This window comes from Pseudonocardia halophobica (assembly GCF_050948485.1).
Classification (GTDB): domain Bacteria; phylum Actinomycetota; class Actinomycetes; order Mycobacteriales; family Pseudonocardiaceae; genus Pseudonocardia; species Pseudonocardia halophobica.
On record NZ_CP192046.1, the window covers coordinates 2,209,693 to 2,225,767 of the forward strand.

At 73.9% G+C, this 16,075-nt stretch carries 20 protein-coding genes; 9 read left to right on the forward strand and 11 right to left on the reverse strand.

The window, feature by feature from the left end; genetic code table 11:
* Positions 1 to 52: 52 nt before the first annotated feature.
* Both ACQP04_RS10555 and ACQP04_RS10560 read right to left on the reverse strand, forming a co-directional pair.
* Positions 53 to 487 carry a MarR family winged helix-turn-helix transcriptional regulator gene (locus ACQP04_RS10555; RefSeq protein WP_037043431.1) on the reverse strand — a complete coding sequence of 145 codons (435 nt, stop codon included), beginning with the start codon at positions 485 to 487 and terminating at the stop codon, positions 53 to 55.
* Positions 488 to 610: 123 nt separating this feature from the next.
* Positions 611 to 1,576: a zinc-binding dehydrogenase gene (locus tag ACQP04_RS10560; protein ID WP_433506870.1), complete on the reverse strand. Its 966-nt coding sequence runs from the start codon at positions 1,574 to 1,576 to the stop codon at positions 611 to 613.
* Between the two features lie 43 nt (positions 1,577 to 1,619).
* Here ACQP04_RS10560 and ACQP04_RS10565 point away from each other — a divergent pair, with 43 nt between their 5' ends.
* The gene (locus tag ACQP04_RS10565; protein WP_037043434.1) at positions 1,620 to 1,802 is read left to right on the forward strand and encodes a hypothetical protein; all 183 of its coding nucleotides are present in this window, start codon (positions 1,620 to 1,622) and stop codon (positions 1,800 to 1,802) included.
* On the opposite strand, the gene ACQP04_RS10570 is transcribed toward ACQP04_RS10565, so the two are convergent.
* The gene (locus tag ACQP04_RS10570; RefSeq protein WP_433506871.1) at positions 1,803 to 2,702 is read right to left on the reverse strand and encodes a Sir2 family NAD-dependent protein deacetylase; all 900 of its coding nucleotides are present in this window, start codon (positions 2,700 to 2,702) and stop codon (positions 1,803 to 1,805) included. It abuts the gene before it with no gap.
* 65 nt (positions 2,703 to 2,767) lie between these two features.
* Here ACQP04_RS10570 and ACQP04_RS10575 point away from each other — a divergent pair, with 65 nt between their 5' ends.
* Positions 2,768 to 3,358, forward strand: a complete 591-nt coding sequence (locus ACQP04_RS10575; protein WP_433506872.1) for a TIGR03086 family metal-binding protein — start codon at positions 2,768 to 2,770, stop codon at positions 3,356 to 3,358.
* A gap of 96 nt (positions 3,359 to 3,454) precedes the next feature.
* On the opposite strand, the gene ACQP04_RS10580 is transcribed toward ACQP04_RS10575, so the two are convergent.
* The 4 genes from ACQP04_RS10580 to ACQP04_RS10595 form a co-directional block, all read right to left on the reverse strand.
* Positions 3,455 to 4,225 carry an enoyl-CoA hydratase-related protein gene (locus tag ACQP04_RS10580; RefSeq protein ID WP_433506873.1) on the reverse strand — a complete coding sequence of 257 codons (771 nt, stop codon included), beginning with the start codon at positions 4,223 to 4,225 and terminating at the stop codon, positions 3,455 to 3,457.
* Between the two features lie 94 nt (positions 4,226 to 4,319).
* Positions 4,320 to 4,745 carry an MmcQ/YjbR family DNA-binding protein gene (locus tag ACQP04_RS10585; RefSeq protein WP_433506874.1) on the reverse strand — a complete coding sequence of 142 codons (426 nt, stop codon included), beginning with the start codon at positions 4,743 to 4,745 and terminating at the stop codon, positions 4,320 to 4,322.
* A 14-nt stretch (positions 4,746 to 4,759) separates the two neighbouring features.
* Complete coding sequence (locus ACQP04_RS10590; protein ID WP_433506875.1) at positions 4,760 to 5,191, reverse strand: VOC family protein; 432 nt, start codon at positions 5,189 to 5,191, stop codon at positions 4,760 to 4,762.
* Positions 5,188 to 5,397 carry a DUF4177 domain-containing protein gene (locus tag ACQP04_RS10595; protein WP_433506876.1) on the reverse strand — a complete coding sequence of 70 codons (210 nt, stop codon included), beginning with the start codon at positions 5,395 to 5,397 and terminating at the stop codon, positions 5,188 to 5,190. Before ACQP04_RS10595 ends, ACQP04_RS10590 begins: the two co-directional genes overlap by 4 nt.
* A gap of 118 nt (positions 5,398 to 5,515) precedes the next feature.
* On the opposite strand from ACQP04_RS10595, the gene ACQP04_RS10600 reads away from it, so the two are divergent.
* From ACQP04_RS10600 to ACQP04_RS10615, 4 genes are all read left to right on the forward strand, one after another.
* Positions 5,516 to 6,487: a helix-turn-helix domain-containing protein gene (locus tag ACQP04_RS10600; protein WP_433506877.1), complete on the forward strand. Its 972-nt coding sequence runs from the start codon at positions 5,516 to 5,518 to the stop codon at positions 6,485 to 6,487.
* Between the two features lie 111 nt (positions 6,488 to 6,598).
* Positions 6,599 to 7,837 (forward strand): LLM class flavin-dependent oxidoreductase, encoded by a 1,239-nt coding sequence (locus ACQP04_RS10605; protein ID WP_433506878.1) that lies wholly within the window; start codon positions 6,599 to 6,601, stop codon positions 7,835 to 7,837.
* Positions 7,834 to 8,625 carry an alpha/beta fold hydrolase gene (locus tag ACQP04_RS10610; RefSeq protein WP_433506879.1) on the forward strand — a complete coding sequence of 264 codons (792 nt, stop codon included), beginning with the start codon at positions 7,834 to 7,836 and terminating at the stop codon, positions 8,623 to 8,625. The genes ACQP04_RS10605 and ACQP04_RS10610 overlap by 4 nt, the downstream gene beginning before the upstream one ends.
* 2 nt (positions 8,626 to 8,627) lie before the next feature.
* Entirely contained in the window at positions 8,628 to 9,557 is a 930-nt protein-coding gene (locus ACQP04_RS10615) for an alpha/beta hydrolase (protein ID WP_433506880.1), read from the forward strand.
* A gap of 21 nt (positions 9,558 to 9,578) precedes the next feature.
* On the opposite strand, the gene ACQP04_RS10620 is transcribed toward ACQP04_RS10615, so the two are convergent.
* Positions 9,579 to 10,379 (reverse strand): helix-turn-helix domain-containing protein, encoded by an 801-nt coding sequence (locus ACQP04_RS10620; protein ID WP_433506881.1) that lies wholly within the window; start codon positions 10,377 to 10,379, stop codon positions 9,579 to 9,581.
* An 88-nt stretch (positions 10,380 to 10,467) separates the two neighbouring features.
* Here ACQP04_RS10620 and ACQP04_RS10625 point away from each other — a divergent pair, with 88 nt between their 5' ends.
* From ACQP04_RS10625 to ACQP04_RS10635, 3 genes are all read left to right on the forward strand, one after another.
* Positions 10,468 to 10,860 carry a PaaI family thioesterase gene (locus ACQP04_RS10625; protein WP_433506882.1) on the forward strand — a complete coding sequence of 131 codons (393 nt, stop codon included), beginning with the start codon at positions 10,468 to 10,470 and terminating at the stop codon, positions 10,858 to 10,860.
* Positions 10,861 to 10,962: 102 nt separating this feature from the next.
* Complete coding sequence (locus ACQP04_RS10630; protein ID WP_433506883.1) at positions 10,963 to 11,823, forward strand: LLM class F420-dependent oxidoreductase; 861 nt, start codon at positions 10,963 to 10,965, stop codon at positions 11,821 to 11,823.
* Between the two features lie 40 nt (positions 11,824 to 11,863).
* Complete coding sequence (locus ACQP04_RS10635) at positions 11,864 to 13,237, forward strand: phenylacetate--CoA ligase family protein (protein ID WP_433506884.1); 1,374 nt, start codon at positions 11,864 to 11,866, stop codon at positions 13,235 to 13,237.
* Positions 13,238 to 13,344: 107 nt separating this feature from the next.
* On the opposite strand, the gene ACQP04_RS10640 is transcribed toward ACQP04_RS10635, so the two are convergent.
* The 3 genes from ACQP04_RS10640 to ACQP04_RS10650 form a co-directional block, all read right to left on the reverse strand.
* Complete coding sequence (locus ACQP04_RS10640) at positions 13,345 to 14,436, reverse strand: LLM class flavin-dependent oxidoreductase (protein WP_433506885.1); 1,092 nt, start codon at positions 14,434 to 14,436, stop codon at positions 13,345 to 13,347.
* 71 nt (positions 14,437 to 14,507) lie between these two features.
* Complete coding sequence (locus ACQP04_RS10645) at positions 14,508 to 15,668, reverse strand: hypothetical protein (RefSeq protein WP_433506886.1); 1,161 nt, start codon at positions 15,666 to 15,668, stop codon at positions 14,508 to 14,510.
* A 71-nt stretch (positions 15,669 to 15,739) separates the two neighbouring features.
* Positions 15,740 to 15,943 carry a hypothetical protein gene (locus tag ACQP04_RS10650; RefSeq protein WP_433506887.1) on the reverse strand — a complete coding sequence of 68 codons (204 nt, stop codon included), beginning with the start codon at positions 15,941 to 15,943 and terminating at the stop codon, positions 15,740 to 15,742.
* Positions 15,944 to 16,075: the final 132 nt, after the last annotated feature.

A 16,075-nucleotide genomic window follows, 5' to 3' on the forward strand; every position in this document is an offset into this window, starting at 1 on the left:
CTGCTGAGCCGGGTACGGGGGAGCCGGGGAGCTCGAGGTCGCTGGGGGAGCTCTACTCGGGGTCGGGGTTCGCCAGGTCGTCGAGGAGGCGGGCGAGCTGCACGCGTTCCGGGGTCCGGACGGCGCCGAGTGCGGTGCCCACCCGACGCTCGATGCTCCCGCACACGCGCTCCACGACCTCGCGGCCGCCCGCGGCGAGATGCACCAGCACCCGTCTTCGGTCCACCGGGTCGTTCTGCCGGTAGGCGTGCCCGTCGGCGACGAGGCGGTCGACGACGCGGGTCGCGGTGGGGGCCGGGAGCGCGGTGTGCGAGGCGATCTCACCCATGCTTCGGCCTCCGCCGCGGGCGAGCATCAGCAGGACCCGCCAGCCGTCGCGGCTGACGCCCTGCGCCGAGGTGGCCGGGGTGAGCGACGCCGCGACAGCGCGCTCGACCCGGTCGAGGAGCTCGACGAGACCGGGGACGCGCGGCGCCGGGACGGTCATGGTCCGACCGTGCCCCGGCGCCGTGGGACTAAGTGGCTCAGGCACGATGACCGACTGTACTTGCTGTGCGGCCCGATTGCCGCAGTTCGCGAGGAGAAGACCGCGACAGCAACGTTGCCGGTGTCAGTGCGTGAACACGATCTTGCCCGCTGTGTCCCCGTCCAGCATCGCGCGGAAGCCCTCCTCGGCCCGGTCGAGGGGCAGTTCGAGGCCGATCTCCGGGGTGATGCCGGCGTTCGCGACGAAGCTCAGCAGGTCCGCGAGCTCCTGCCGCGTGCCCATCGTCGAGCCCTCCACGCGGAGCTGGAGGAAGAACAGGCGCTGCAGGTCGGCGCCCGGGTTGGGCCCGCTCGTCGAGCCGCAGCAGATGATCGCGCCGCCGGGTCGCAGGGCGCGCATGGAGTGCTTCCAGGTGGCCTCGCCGACCGACTCGAACACGGCGTCGACCTTGCCGGGCAGCTTCGCACCGGACTCGAAGACGGCGTGCGCCCCGAGCTTCTCGGCGAGGTTGCGCTTGTCCTCCGTGCGTCCGGTCACCCAGACCGTCATCCCGGCCGCGCGGCCGAGCTGGACGAGCGCCGTCGAGACGCCGCCGGACGCGCCCTGCACGAGCATCGTCTGGCCGGGGTGCAGGCCGGACTTCGTGAACAGCATGCGGTAGGCGGTCAGCCACGCGGTGCCCATGACCGCGGCCTGGCTCGCGGTGATGCCGTCGGGCTTCGGGATGGCGTTGCGCTTCGGGACCGCGATGTAGTCGGCCATCGCGCCCTGGTGCTTCTCCGTGAGGAGCGTGCGCTTGGGGTCGAGCGTCTCGTCGCCGCTCCACGTCGGGTCGCCGATGATCGAGTGCAGGACGACCTCGGTGCCGTCCTCGAGGGTGCCGGCGCCGTCGCAGCCGAGGATCATCGGGAACTGCTCGGGCTTGATGCCGACGCCCCGGAGCGTCCAGAGGTCGTGCATGTTGAGGCTGGCGGCGGTGACCCGCACCTTCACCCAGCCTTCGGGGACCTGGGGGTCGGGGCGCTCGCCGACGGTCAGCGAGTCGAGCGGAGCGTCGGCGTTGGGCTCAGCGGCGTAGACGGCGAACATGCCCAGAACCTAACCCGCCGGACCCGGCGCTACCGTGTGAACCGTGGCGAGGGCGATCGCGGACTGGTGGGACGCAGTGGAGCTGTGGCTGACGCAGCTCGCGTTCCCGCTGCAGGTCGGGCTGGCGATCGTGGTGGTGCTGCCGCTGTGCTGGGCCGTCGCGGGGCTGCTGGACCGGGCCGCCGGTGTGGTGACCGACGCCCTGGCGCGCCGCAGACGACCCTGATCAGGGGGCCAGGTCCCGCCACTCCGGGATCGGCGTGTCCCGCACCTCCACCCCCGCGCCGCCGCAGGCGCCGGCCAGTGCGGAGAGCACCTCGGAACAGCCCGCGTCGAGGCGCAGGGCGGCGAGCGGGTCGCCGCGGGTCTCGCCCCGGTTCACGATGACCACCGGCACGTCGTGCTTCGCGGCGTGCTTCACGAACCGCAGGCCGGACATGACGGTCAGCGAGGAGCCGGCGACCAGGAGCGCGCCGCCGGCGGCCCGCAGCGCGTCGACCATCGCGTAGGCGCGGACCACCCGCTCCTTCGGCACGTTCTCGCCGAAGAACACGACGTCGGGCTTGAGCGGGCCGCCGCACGTGGCGCAGCCGACCAGCCGGAAGCCCTCGGTCCGCTCCAGCAGGACGTCGCCGTCGGGCGCGGTCTCGATCTCGGGGCCGACCGAGTCGGCGAAGCCGGGGTTGGCCGCCTCGAACCGCTCCTGCAGCACGGCGCGCGAGCTGATCTCCCCGCAGGCCAGACAGACGACGTCCGCGATCCGGCCGTGCAGGTCGATCAGCTCGCGATGGCCGGCCTCGCCGTGCAGGCCGTCGACGTTCTGCGTGATCAGGCCGCGGAGCACGCCGCGGCGCTCCAGGTCCGCGAGGGCGAGGTGGCCCGGATTCGGCACGGCCCGGCGCATCCGGGCCCACCCGACGTGGCTGCGCGCCCAGTACCGGCGCTGCGCCGCGGGGCCCGACACGAACTCGCCGTAGGTCATCGGGCGGCGCAGCGGCGAGCCCGGGCCGCGGTAGTCCGGGATGCCGGAGTCGGTGGAGAGCCCGGCCCCGGTCAGGGCGACGAGCGGGCGCCCGGCGAGCAGGTCGAGCGCCTCGTCGAGGGGCGCGGCCAGGGCGTTCTGCACGATCTCCAGGGTACGTGGCGCGAATGTGCAATGCGCGGCGCTCGGGGCCGACGAGGCTGGGGGACATGACCGATCAGACGCTGTTCACCGACGCCGTCGACCTCGCCGTCGCGACGATCCGCGGCGCCGCGGCCGGGCGGTACGCCGACCCGACCCCGTGTTCCGACTACACCGTCGCCGACCTGGTGAACCATCTCGCGTTCGGCTTCCTGCTGGCCCACCACTCGGCGACCCGCGAGCCCTGGCCGGAGTCCTGGACGGCCGACTCGCGGGCGCCGTTCCTGCGCGACCTGCCCGAGCCGGAGTGGGCCGCCGCGGCGGAGAAGGAGGGCGCCGCGGCCGCCGCGGCCTGGACCGACCCGCGCGTGTGGGAGGGCGAGTCGCACCTGGGCGGCGGGCCGATGCCCGCCGCCGCGATCGGCGCGATGATGACCGGCGAGTTCGTGGTGCACGCGTGGGACCTCGCCGTGGCCACCGGGCAGCCGTTCAGCGTGTCCCCGGCCCTCGGCGAGGCCGCGTTGGAGGCGATGAGCGGCATGGCGTCGATGGGTCGCGAGGCCGGGTGGATCGGCGCCGAGGTGCCCGTCGACCCCGCGGCGCCCGCACTGGACCGGGCTCTCGGGGTGAGCGGGCGGGACCCGGCCTGGCAGCCGTGACCCTCAGCGCCGATGTCCGCTCCGTGAGCTCCGCTCAGTGCTGATGTCCGCTCCGCGAGCTCCGCTCAGTGCTGATGTTCGCTCCGCGAGCTCCGCTCAGCCGGGGGTGACCCAGCTGGGCCTGCGCTTCTCGCCGAAGGCGCGGATGCCCTCCTGGCCCTCCTCGCCGGCGAAGTAGTCCGCGGACAGGGCGTTCATCTGCGCGAACTCCGCGGACATGGAGCTCGGGCGCTCGCGGCGCAGCAGCTCCTTCACACCCGCGAGCGCACCGGGGGCGCCGAGCCGGAGCATGTCGACGTACCGGGCGACCTCGGCGTCGACCTCGTCGGCGGGCACCGCGCGGTTGAGCAGCCCGATCGACGCGGCGCGGGCGGCGTCGAAGGTCTCCCCGGTGAGGAAGAGCTCGTGGGCGGCGCGCGGCAGCAGCCGGGGGAGCACCGTCACGGAGATGACCGCGGGCACCACGCCGAGCCGGACCTCGGTGAAGGCGAAGGTGGCGGTGTCCGCGGCCACGGCGATGTCGCAGGCGGCGACCAGGCCGACGCCGCCGGCGCGGGCCGGGCCGGTGAGCCGGGCGACGACGGGGGTGGGCGAGGTCCAGATCGTCTCGAGGATCCGCGGGACCTCGGTGACCCCCTGCTGCTCGGCGCTGCGCCCCTGGGACTCCTTGAGGTCCATGCCGGCGCAGAACACGGTGCCGGTGTGGGTCAGCACGATCACCCGGGCCTCGTCGTCGCCGATCGCGGCGTCGAGCTGGGCGATCAGCTCGCGGCGCAGCTGGGCGGACAGCGCGTTGCGGTTGGCGGGGGAGTCGAGGGTGATCGTCGCGACGCCGTCGGCGGTGTCGCGGTGGACGAGTTCGCTCACGGCCACGGACCCTACCGAGTGCGCACCGGTCGGGCGCTCTCCTCGTCCGGCATCTCGTCGGCGGAGGCGCGGGGGGCGGCGGGTGCACACCGGTTCAGGCGTCGGCGGTCCCGTGGGCGGCGAGCCAGTCCCGCGCCCGCTTGGCGGAGGCGCGGGACAGCCAGGCGTCCTGCACCACCTCGGCGAGCTCGTCGCGGCCGATCTCGTGCAGGCGCGAGGCGCGGATGAGCACCGACGGGTGGCCGTCGAAGTGCGGCGTGGTGAAGAAGGGCGAGCCCGGGTCCTGGACCATCGCGGCCTTGTCCTCGTCGCCGCCGACCCAGAAGACGATCACGTCGTCGTAGCGTTCGCCGGTGTCCGGGTCGACGGCGTCGGGCCGGGGCGTGCGGAAGAAGACGAACGACTTGCCGCCCACCTGGTACACCGCGTTGCCGGCGGTGCCGTCGACGCGGGTGACGTGCGGCATCCCGGCGGCGAGCGCGTGCACGTCCTCGACCCGTGCCGGCCGGTCGTCGACCACGGCCGGAGATGCTGTCAGACCGCGAACAGCTGGTCCAGGTCCGCGAACGCCTTGAACTCCAGGGCGTTGCCGGCCGGGTCGAGGAAGAACATCGTGTGCTGCTCGCCCGGCTCGCCGGCGAACCGCACGTACGGCTCGATCACGAACTCCACGCCCGCGGCCCGCACCCGCTCGGCCAGGGCGGTGAACTCGGGCACCGGCAGGACCACGCCGAAGTGCGGGACCGGGACCTCGTGCCCGTCGACGGGGTTGCGGCCGGCGACGCCGCGGTGACCCGGGACGAGGTGCGTGACGACCTGGTGGCCGTGCACGTCCCAGTCCGTCCAGGCCTCGGCGGAGCGGCCGCGCGGGAAGCCGAGGACCTCGCCGTAGAAGCGCCGGGCGGCGTCGATGTCGTCGACCGGGATCGCGAGGTGGAAGGGCGGGCGCACGGCGGTGCCCGTCATGCCACCGGCCGCTCGAACGTGACCAGCAGGCCCTCGACGCCGCCGGGGCCGATCCGTCCCTTCACGTCCGCGCTGGTGATGGTCTTGAGCTGCCAGCCGTCGTCGGCCTCGCCGTTGAGGATCTTCTCCAGCTTGTCCGCGGACAGCTTCCCGCCGATCAGGCCCTCGCGGAGTTGGATCACCTTGTACTCGAATCGCCGTGCCATGCGTCCGAGCATGCCAGCGGTGGACTGCGGGCGGAGGATTCACGAACGTTCGACCGGCGGTCATGATGGAGCCGACGCCCGCCGATGCCGAGGTCGGCGCGGCGGAGGGGAGGCGCCCGTGACCGCCGTGTGCACCGCGTCGGGGACCGAGGAGTCCGGCCCGGAGGAGTACTCCCTCGCCGGGGTGGCCGAGGGGGACCGCGAGGAGCTCTGGGAGCAGGTCGTCTCGGAGTCGCACGCGCCGATGCGGTTGCGGTTCGCCGCCGGCCGGCCGCCGCGGCCCTTCCACGGCGTCGTCCGGCGACGGCGGATCGGCGACCTCGAGCTCGTCGACTGCGAGTCCGATCCCTGCGACGGCGTGCGGCCGCGCTCCCGCATCGGCAGCGCGGACGACGACCTGGTCGGCGTGCTCGTCACGCGGTCGGGCGGCGAGCTGATGATGCAGGGCGAGAACGGACGCCGGCTGCGCCCGGGGGACCTGCTGATGTGGGAGGGGCGGCTGCCCGCCCGCTTCTCGGTGCGGGGCCGCTTCGCCAAGCGCACGCTGATCACGCGCCGGTCGGCGCTCGACGAGGTCCTGGGCCGCGGCTGGTCGGTCGGGGACCGGCCGCTCGACGGCGCGGACCCGGCCGCGCGCCTGCTCGTCGCCTACCTCGACCTGCTGGCCGGGTCGGGGGAGCTGCCGCCGTCGGCCGTCGCGGCGGCCCGCAACGCCACGTTGGAGCTGGTGGCCGGCCTGGTCCGGGCCACCGGCGACGCGCCGCACGGGCCCGGGCTGCGCGCCGCGATGGAGGCCTGGATCGACCGGCACCTCGGCGAGGAGATCACGCCGGCGGCGATCGCGGCCGCCCACGGCGTGTCGGTGCGGACGGTGTACCGGGCCTTCGAGTCCTCGGGCGACACGGTCGGCGCGCACGTCCGCACCCGGCGCCTGCTGCGGGCGCGCGCCGAGCTGGCCGCCGGCTCCGTGCCCGTCGCGCTGATCGCGCGGAACTGGGGTTTCAGCGACTCCAGCCACTTCTCGCGGGCCTTCCGCGCCCGCTTCGGCACGTCGCCGAGCGCCTACCGGGCCGCCCTGCGGCCGCGGTAGGCGCCGGCTGGCAGGGATCGGCCGGTTTCCGGCAGGCAGGTGCATGACTCGGCCCGCCCGCGCTCCGCAGGATCGAGGTGACCCGGATCACCCCGACGGAGTGGAGAGCCGATGCGGTCGATCTTCTTCCACCTGATGCCCTACCGGGACCTCCCGGCCGACTTCGAGCAGCGCTACGAGAGCATCTGGATCACCCCGCCCAACAGCGAGCTGTGCGACCCGCGCAAGGTCGCGCAGTACTACCAGTGGAACCTCGACGAGCTGGAGCTGGCCGACCGGCTCGGCTTCGACGGGGTCGGCGTGAACGAGCACCACCAGAACGGCTACGGCTTCATGGCCTCGCCGAACCTCATGGCCGCGGCACTGGCCCGGCGCACCCCCAACAACTCCGCGATCATGGTGCTGGGCAACACGCTCGCCCTGTACTCGCCCGCCACCCGCGTGGCGGAGGAGTTCGCGATGCTCGACGTCCTGTCCAACGGCCGGCTGGCCGCGGGCTTCCCCGTCGGCACCTCGATGGACGTCAACTTCTGCTACGGCATCCCGCCCACCCAGACCCGCCCGCGGTTCCGCGAGGCGGAGGACCTGATCACCCAGGCCTGGACCAGGCCCGGCCCGTTCACCTTCAACGGCCGCTACAACCAGCTCCGCTACGTCAACCCCTGGCCGCAGCCGCTGCAGAAGCCGCACCCGCCCGTCTGGCTCGCCGGCGGCGGCTCGGTGGAGACCTGGGAGCTCGCGGCGGCGAAGAACTACACCTACAGCTACCTGTCCTTCTTCGGCGCCAAGTTCGGCAAGAAGCTGATGGACGGCTTCTGGGCGAAGATGGACGAGCTCGGGGTCGACCGCAACCCGTTCCGCGCCGGGTTCGCCCAGCAGATCTGCGTGTCCGAGACGGACGAGCGGGCGGAGCAGGAGTACCTCGAACACGTCACGTACTTCTTCAACAAGTGCCTGCACATCCCGTCGTACTTCTTCGAGGCGCCGGGCTACCGCACCCGCAAGTCGACCGAGTTCGCGATCAAGACCAACCAGCCCGGTGCGATCGCCGCGGCCGCCGCCCTGGAGAAGAACTGGAAGACCCTCAACGAGGAGGGCTTCATCATCGCCGGCAGCCCGTCGACGGTGGCGGACCGGCTGATCGAGGTCGCGAAGACCCTGCGGGTGGGCAACCTGCACGCCCTGCTGCAGATCGGGTCGATGCCGCACGAGCTGACGAAGAAGAACATCACGCTGTTCGCCGAGGAGGTCATGCCGCGGATCCGGCACATCTGGGACGCGGAGGGCTGGACCCACGAGTGGTGGCCGTCCGGTGCGGCCAGCCGAGCGGTGACGGGAGCCCAGGCATGACGACGACGGAATCCCCGGTCGACGAGCGGATCGTCCAGGTCGGACCCATCGCCGCGCGCGTGCTGGTCGCGGGCACCGGCGAACCGCTGCTGTTCCTGCACGGCGCCGGCGGGCTGTGGTGGGACCCGTTCCTCGAGGAGCTGGCCCGCCACCACACCGTCTACGCCGTCGAGCACCCCGGCGCGAACGTCTCCGAGGACCTGGAGCACCTGCCGGGGCTGTGGGAGCTCGTCCTGTTCTACGACGAGCTGCTCGACGCCCTCGGGCTCGACTCCGTCCGGGTCGTCGGACACTCGTTCGGCGGGATGGTCGCCGCGGAGCTGGCCGCCAACTCCCCGCGCCGGGTCTCCCGGTTGGTCCTGCTGTGCCCCGTCGGGTTCTGGCGCGACGACCACCCGATCCCGGACATCGCGGGCATCCCGCCGGAGACGCTTCCCGGGCTGGTGCTCGCCGACCCGGAGAGCCCGCTCGCGGCCATGCTCACCCCGCCGGCCGACGACCCGCAGGCGCTCTTCGAGGCCGCCATGCGGATGGCCAGCATCCTGCACTTCATCTGGCCGCTGCCGGAGAAGGGCCTGGCCCGGCGCATCCACCGGGTGAGCGCACCGACCCTGCTCGTGTGGGGTGAGCAGGACCGGCTCGTCGATCCCGCGTACGCCGAGGAGTTCACCTCCCGGCTGCGCGACTCCCGGCTGGCCCGGGTGCCGGACGCGGGGCACCTCCCGCAGCTCGAGCAGACCGGCGCCGTGCTGGCGCAGGTGCTCCCGTTCCTGGAAGGACGGTCCTGACCATGCCGCTCGACCCGCAGATCGAGGCCCTGCTCGCGCAGATGGCCGAGCAGGGCGCGAAGTCGCCGGAGAGCATGACGGTCGCCGAGAGCCGGGCGATGATCGCGGACCTGGCCGGCCTGGCCGGGCCGCCCGCCGAGCTCGCGCGCGTGGAGGACACCGCCGCGCCGGGGCCCGCCGGCGACATCCCGGTCCGGATCTACGTGCCGCCGGGCGACGGGCCGCTGCCCGTGCTCGTCTACTACCACGGTGGCGGCTGGGTGATCGGCGACCTGGAGAGCCACGACGCCGTCTGCCGGGCGCTGGCGGCCCGCGCGGGCTGCCTCGTCGCGGCGGTGGACTACCGGCTCGCGCCCGAGCACCGCTTCCCGGCCGCGGTCGACGACGCCTACGCCGCCCTCGTGTGGGCCGCCGAGAAGATCGGCGACCACGGCGGCGACCCGGCCCGGCTGGCCGTCGGCGGGGACAGCGCGGGCGGCAACCTCTCGGCCGTGGTGGCGCAGCTCGCGAAGAAGCAGGGCGGACCGCGGATCGCCTTCCAGCTGCTGATCTACCCGGCGACCGACCGCTTCGACGACAGCCCGTCGATGCGGGAGAACGCGCTCGGCCCGCTGCTGTCCCGGGCGTGGATCGAGTGGTTCCTCGGCTGCTACCTGACCAGCCCCGACGACGGCCTCGACCCGCGCGTCTCGCCCGGCCGGGCGGACGACCTGTCCGGCCTGCCGCCGGCCCTGGTGGTCACCGCCGAGTTCGACCCGCTGCGCGACCAGGGCGCCGCGTACGTCGGGAAGCTGCGGGAGGCCGGCGTCGACGCGCAGCTGCTGCCGGTCGACGGCATGATCCACGGCTTCTTCCAGATGGCCGGGGTGATCGACAAGGCCCGGGAGACGCTGGACGCGGCGGGTGACGCCCTGCGCACCGCCCTGGCCTGAGCCCGAAGTCCCCGCCGCCGGCTACCCGAAGCGCCTGCGCAGGTAGTCGGCGGTGGGGGCGTCGGCGGGGAAGAAGGACTCCACCGCCACCTCCTCGAGGGTGATGTCCAGCGGCGCTCCCAGCACCGAGACCGTCGAGAAGAAGGTGAGCAGGCCGTCGGGGTGGCGCAGCCGCAACGGCAGCACGACCCGGTTGCGCGGGTGGGCGTCCGGATCGAGGCCGAGGGTGCGGCAGTGCCCGACCAGCTCGTCGAGCAGCGCACCGAGGGCGGGGTCGGCCGAGCGGTCGGCCTGCCGGCGCAGCCGCGAGACGAGGTGGGCGGCGTACTCGTCGAGGCCCTCGACGTAGCGGGCGAGCCCGCGCGGGTGCAGGGCGAGCCGCAGCACGTTGGCCGGCGGCTCGAGCAGCCCCGGGTCGACGAGCTCGACGAACACCGCGACGGCCCGGTTGGTGTCGATCATGTCCCACTGCCCGTCGACCAGCACCGCGGGGAACGGGTCGTGCGCCGCCAGCAGCCGGTTCAGCGAGCTGTGCACCTCCGCCATCTCCGACGAGTGCAGCGAGTGCTGCGTGTACGCCGGAGCGAACCCCGCCGACACCAGCAGCTCGTTGCGGGCCCGGAGCGGCAGGTCGAGCTCCTCGGACAGGTGCAGCACCATCTCGCGGCTCGGCCGCGACCGCCCCGTCTCCAGGAACGACAGGTGCCGCGCCGACACCTCCGCCTTGTTGCCGAGGTCGAGCTGGGTGAGCCGGCGGCGCTGCCGCCACTCCCGCAGCAGGCCGCCGAAAGCCGTCTCGACCGGGACCGTCACCGCTGTCATGGCCCGAACGGTACAAAGCCGATCGGGGCCGGGCGATGACCTCCGAGGTAATGGCGCGACCGCACGCCCGCGCGCGAGAGTCCCGGACATGGACTCGACCGAGCAGATGTACGCCGCCATGCCGTTCACCCAGGTCCTCGGGGCGACGGCGGTGCGGGCCGACCGCGACGAGGTGCGGCTGCGGCTGGAGTGGACCCCCGAGCGCTGCACCAGCGGCGGCCTGCTGCACGGCGGCGCCACCCTCGCGCTCGCCGACGCGGCCGGTGGCTGGGCCGGGTTCCTCAACCTGCCGGAGGGCTCCTCGGGGACGGCGACCACGTCGTCGTCGACCCATTTCCTGCGGCCGGTGAGCGGCGGCGCGGTCGAGGCCTCCGCCCGGGTGCTGCACGCAGGACGCACCGCGATCGTGGTGGTCGTCGACGTGACCGACGACCGCGGCCGGCTCACCGCGCGGGTGACCCAGTCGCAGGCGGTGTTGTAGGCGCTCAGGGTGGTACCGACGGGACCAGGCTCGCGCCGGGCGCGAGGCGCCGGGCAGGGCTAGCGTCGTAACCGGAGGACCATCCACCTGTGAGGAGGGCGCGTGAAACTCGGCCTGCACATCGCGGACTTCACCTACCCGAGCGGCCCGCAGGGCCTCGCCGACGACCTCACCCGGATCGCCGTCACGGCCGAGGAGGCCGGGATCGCGCGGGTCAGCGTGATGGACCACGTCTGGCAGATCCGGCCCGTGGGGCCGATCGAGAACGACATGCTGGAGGCGTACACGACGCTGGGCTACCTGGCCGCGCGCACCGAGCGCGTCGAGCTGCTGGCCTGGGTCACCGCGGTCAGCTACCGCGACCCGGGTCTGCTCGCCAAGCTCGTCACCACCCTCGACGTGCTGTCGAAGGGGCGGGCCTGGCTCGGCATCGGTGCCGCCTGGAACGACGAGGAGGCCCGCGGTCTCGGCCTGTTCTTCCCGTCGACCGCGGAGCGGTTCGAGCGGCTGGAGGAGACGCTGCGCATCTGCCTGCAGATGTGGAGCGCGGACGAGGGCCCGTTCGAGGGCACCCACTACCGGCTCGAGCGGACGTTGAACGTGCCGCAGTCGCTGACCCGCCCGCACCCGCCGATCCTCATCGGCGGCGGGGGTGAGAAGAAGACGTTGCGGCTGGTCGCGCAGTACGCGAACGCGTGCAACCTGTTCGACGGGCCGGAGCTGCCGCACAAGCTCGACGTGCTGCGGCAGCGGTGCGAGGAGGTCGGCCGCGACTACGACGAGATCGAGAAGACGGTCATGGGCCGGGGCTACGGGAGCGACCCGAAGGAGCTGGTGGGGCACCTGGAGGAGCTCGCGAAGCTCGGGGTCCAGGAGTACCACGGCCTGATGCCGGACGTGTCCGAGCTCGAGCCCCTGCGGGAGCTGGGGCGCGAGGTCGTCCCGGCGGTCGCGGACCTCTGACCGGTTCCCCGCGGCGCGGGGGAGGTCCCACACTGTCCGCATGCCGGACGAGGACCGCACGGCCTACCAGCGGCTCCGCGCCGCGCACCTCAGCGCGGTGCGGGCCGCGCTCGACGACCACGTGGCGCGGCTCGACCGGCCGCGCGCGGCGATCGAGCGGCACCGCACCGAGCGGCTCCGGGCGCTCCTCGGGTGGGCGCGCGAGCGCTCGCCCTTCCACGCCGCCCGGATGGACGAGGTGGACCCGGCCACGGCGACCGTCGCGGACCTCGCGCGGCTGCCCGTGATGACCAAGGCGCAGGCCCAGGAGGAGTGGGACGCGATCGTCACCACCCCGGGCCTGGACCGCGCCGGGGCCGAACGGGTGCTGGCCGAGCAGCGCTGGTTCTCCTACACCCCGCAGGGGCACCAGGTGTTCAGCTCGGGCGGGTCGAGCGGGGTGCGGGGCGTGTACGTGTGGGACTGGGAGCAGTACGTCGCGCTCGCGTGCCTGGCGTGGCGCTGGCAGGTCCGGGCCGACCGCGCCACGGGCGTCGACGGGCCCGCCCGGCTGGCCGTGCTCTCCGCCGGCGGGCCGCCGCACGCCAGCACCCCGTTGTTCGACGTCGCCACCGACGCGTCCACGGAGACCGTCGTGATCCCGGCCGCGGCGCCGTTCGACGACGTCGTCAAGGCCGTGGCCGACGCCCGCCCGACCGCATTGGTCGGGTACGCGTCGGTGATCGGCCGGCTCGCCCGGGCCTCGCTGGCCGGGGAGCTCGACGTCCGGCCGCTGCGGGTGAGCACCAACTCCGAGCCGTTGACCGAGGAGGACCGGACCGCGATCGGCGCCGCCTGGGGCGCCCCGGTGCACAACCTCTGGGGCTCGACCGAGATCGGCGTCCAGGCCGTCGGGTGCGGGGTCGGCGACGGCCTGCACGTCTCGGACGACGAGGTGATCCTCGAGCGGGTCGACGCCGACGGCCGCCCCGTCGGCCCGGACGAGCCGGCCGCCCGCACCCTCGCGACCGGGCTGGCGGGCCGCACCTTCCCGTTCGTCCGCTACGACCTGGGCGACGAGGTCACCCTGCTGCCCGGGACCTGCCCGTGCGGCAGCGCGATGCCGCGGGTCGCCGCCGTGGCCGGGCGCCGGGACGACGACTTCCGCTACGGCGGGCTGCTCGTCCCGGCCAGCGCGTTCCGGTACGTCCTGGGCACCGACCCGCGGATCTCCGAGTACCAGGTGCACCAGACCCCGGGCGGGGCCGACGTGCTGGTGGTCGGTTCGCCGGACCGCCCGGCGGTGACCACCGCGCTGGTGGAGGCGCTGCAGCCCTACGGCCTCCCCGACGCCGCCGTCACCGTCCGCACCGTCGACCGCATCCCGCGGCACTCCTCGACGGGCAAGCTCTCCCGCTTCGTCCCGCTGCGATAGCGCACTATGGAACCATGATGCGATCTCAGGGTCCTCCCGAACGCGTTATGGAACGATAACGCGCTCTTCGACGGCGTCTCGGCGCATCATGGATCCATACTGCGTCGTCAGGCGGCGGCGTCGCGGCGCGCGACCTCCTGGCGGACGAGGGGGATGACCTCGCGGCCGAACTCCTTCGCGTCCTCGAGCAGGTCGTAGCCGCGGGCGGACAGGATCCGGACCCCGAGGTCGTAGTAGTCCATCAGCGCCGCCGCGACCGTCTCCGGCGTACCCACCAGCGCGGTCGAGTTGCCCGCGCCGCCGGTGGCCGCGGCCGTCACGGTCCACAGGGCGCGGTCGTGCCGCTCGCCCTCGGCGGCGCTGGCGAGCAGCCGCTGCGAGCCGGCGTTCTCCGGGTCGGTCAGCTTGTGCCGCCGGGTGAGCTGCTGCCCGCCCGCGGTCCGCTCGCGGATCCGGGCGACGGTGGCGTGCGCCTTCTCCCAGGCCTCCTCCTCGGTGCGGCCGAGGATGGGGCGGAACGCCACCTGGAACGTCGGCGCCGGCCGGCCGGCCTCCTTGGCGAGCTGGGTGATCGTCGCGATCTGCTCGGCGGTGCCGGCCAGCGGCTCGCCCCACAGCGCGTAGATGTCCGCCTCCTCGGCGCCCACCTTGTAGGCGGCGGGGGAGGAGCCGCCGAACGAGATGCGGGGCCGCGGCTGCTGGGCGGGCTCGACGTCGAGCACGAAGTCGGAGAAGGCGTAGTGCTCGCCGTGGAAGTCCCACGGCTCGCGCTCGGTCCAGGCCCGCTTGAGGATCTGGATGGCCTCGCGCGTGCGGTCGTAGCGGCGGTCCTTGGGCAGGACGTCGCCCTCGCGCTGCTGCTCGTGGTCGTTGCCGCCGGTGATCACGTGCAGGGTGAGCCGGCCGCCGGACATCGCGTCGAGCGTGGCGACGGTCTTCGCCGTGAAGGTCGGGTAGGAGACGTTGGGCCGGTGGGCGAGCAGCAGCTGCAGCCGCTCGGTGTGGTCGGCGATGTAGGCGGCCGCCTGCGCGGGGTCCGGGCTGCCCGACGAGTACGCCGTGAGGACGCGGTCCCAGCCGCTCTCCTCGTGCGCCCGGGCCAGGGCGAGGGTGAACTCGGGGTCGAAGGCGGGGCCGGAGCGCGGACGGGTCTCGGTGCCGTCGTTGGTCGCTCCGATGCCGAGGAACTCCACGGGCATTGGCGTGCTCCTTCGCGGACGGGGGTCGGCTCTCCCCTCGCACAAGCACGCCGAGGCCCGGCGTGTTCCCCTCAGGTGCCCTCGGCGAGCCGGCGGGCGCGGGCCCGCAGGTCGGCGACGGAGGTCAGGTCGGCGTCCACGGCCTTGATCGCCCGGCTCGTGTCGCGCAGCTCCTCGACGGTGCGGCGCACCTCCTCGAGCTGCGCCGTCGTCTCCCTCTCGCGCGCGGTGACCGCAGTGCCGGCCGCGCGGCGCAGCGTGGTCTGGGCGGTGCGGGAGGCGTCGCGCAGCTGCTTGACGAGCACGATCTGGAACTCGTCGACGACGGCGCGGTTCCGCGTGCGGGCCTCCTGCCGGCGACGGTCGAGGGACCGCTTGCGCTCGGCGGCCACCGCCGACCCGCCGAGGGCGAGCGCGGCCACCACGGCCCCGGTGATCAGGATCCAGAGCGGCATCGTGACGTGGAAGACCCGTGTGAGCACGAGGGACATCATGATGCCGGCGTAGGAGGGCATGACGATCCTGGCCATCCGGGCGGGCATCGGCATGCGGCCGCCGTCGTTCGTCGCGGTGGGTGGAGCCAGGTTCTCGACGAGCGAGGCCGGGGTGACCATCGGCAGCGCCGGGACCTCGAGCGGGGAGTCGAGCTCGAGGTGCCGCTCGAGGCGGGCGGCGAGCGCGGCAACCGTGTCGCGGGCCTGTTCGCGGGTCCGGTCGGCCTCGATGACCAGGCGCGTGCGGAGCTGCTCGTCGAGCCGGGCGCGGTCCTTGCGCGGGTCCGTCGCGGCGAGGGCGGCCTCGGCCTCGGCGAGCACGCTGCGGGAGGCGGTGCGGACGGCGAACTCGGCGTCGGAGACGAGGGTGGCGAAGCCGTCGGCGAGGAGCTGGGGCCACTCCCGGGCCAGGGCGCGCTCGTGGTCGGACCGGGTGCGGGTGCGGGCGAGCTCGGCGCGCAGCCGGTTGGCGCGGGTGGGGTCGGTCAGGGAGGCGCGGCGGTAGCGCAGGTCGGCGCCCAGGGAGGCGAGCGCGCGGTCGGTCTCCTCGCCCGCGGCGCGGATCGCGGCGGCCTCGTGCTCGGTGTTGCGGGCCGACCGCAGGGTCTCCCGGGCGACGCGCACCCGGCGGATGAGGTCCGCGCGGTCGTTGGCCTCCGCGCCGGCCAGGGTCTCGTCGAGGAGCTCGGCCGCCTCGGCGGCGGTGCTGCGGGTGGGGGCGGTGATCGTCTCGGGCATCTCCGGCTCCTCGGGTGGTGGGGTCGGGGGACGGCTCCGGCCGGCCCGCGAGGCGGGCCGGCCGGGTCCGGTCATGCGGCGAAGTCGTCGTAGCCGTCGTCGCCGTCGTCGTCGCCGCCGTCATCGGAGGCGTCCTCGGTGTCGTCGTCGTCGAAGCTGGCGGTCTCCTCGAAGTCGTCGCCGCCGTCCTCGTCCTCGCCCGTCTCCTCGGTCTCCTCCTCGTCCCAGCTCTCCTCGTAGTCGTAGTCCTCGCTGTAGGTGCTCTGCCACGGCATGGTGTGCTCCTCGGGTTGTGGAGGCCCCGTCCGGGCCTCCGATGCCGAGAACTGTGCCGATCCGGGCCGGACGGAACGACCGAGTCAACCCCCGCACACCGGTCGTCGGCCCCCGTTCCGGGCGTGGGGTGG

Bases quoted from the DNA above. Each gene is read 5' to 3' on its own strand.
- ACQP04_RS10625 (WP_433506882.1), top strand. From the start codon at position 10,468: ATGGACTCGACCGAGCAGATGTACGCCGCCATGCCGTTCACCCAGGTC.
- ACQP04_RS10605 (WP_433506878.1), top strand. From the start codon at position 6,599: ATGCGGTCGATCTTCTTCCACCTGATGCCCTACCGGGACCTCCCGGCC.
- ACQP04_RS10555 (WP_037043431.1), bottom strand. From the start codon at position 487: ATGACCGTCCCGGCGCCGCGCGTCCCCGGTCTCGTCGAGCTCCTCGAC.
- ACQP04_RS10590 (WP_433506875.1), bottom strand. From the start codon at position 5,191: ATGACGGGCACCGCCGTGCGCCCGCCCTTCCACCTCGCGATCCCGGTC.
- ACQP04_RS10650 (WP_433506887.1), bottom strand. From the start codon at position 15,943: ATGCCGTGGCAGAGCACCTACAGCGAGGACTACGACTACGAGGAGAGC.
- ACQP04_RS10620 (WP_433506881.1), bottom strand. From the start codon at position 10,379: ATGACAGCGGTGACGGTCCCGGTCGAGACGGCTTTCGGCGGCCTGCTG.
- ACQP04_RS10575 (WP_433506872.1), top strand. From the start codon at position 2,768: ATGACCGATCAGACGCTGTTCACCGACGCCGTCGACCTCGCCGTCGCG.
- ACQP04_RS10610 (WP_433506879.1), top strand. From the start codon at position 7,834: ATGACGACGACGGAATCCCCGGTCGACGAGCGGATCGTCCAGGTCGGA.
- ACQP04_RS10635 (WP_433506884.1), top strand. From the start codon at position 11,864: ATGCCGGACGAGGACCGCACGGCCTACCAGCGGCTCCGCGCCGCGCAC.
- ACQP04_RS10640 (WP_433506885.1), bottom strand. From the start codon at position 14,436: ATGCCCGTGGAGTTCCTCGGCATCGGAGCGACCAACGACGGCACCGAG.
- ACQP04_RS10595 (WP_433506876.1), bottom strand. From the start codon at position 5,397: ATGGCACGGCGATTCGAGTACAAGGTGATCCAACTCCGCGAGGGCCTG.
- ACQP04_RS10645 (WP_433506886.1), bottom strand. From the start codon at position 15,668: ATGCCCGAGACGATCACCGCCCCCACCCGCAGCACCGCCGCCGAGGCG.
- ACQP04_RS10615 (WP_433506880.1), top strand. From the start codon at position 8,628: ATGCCGCTCGACCCGCAGATCGAGGCCCTGCTCGCGCAGATGGCCGAG.
- ACQP04_RS10560 (WP_433506870.1), bottom strand. From the start codon at position 1,576: ATGTTCGCCGTCTACGCCGCTGAGCCCAACGCCGACGCTCCGCTCGAC.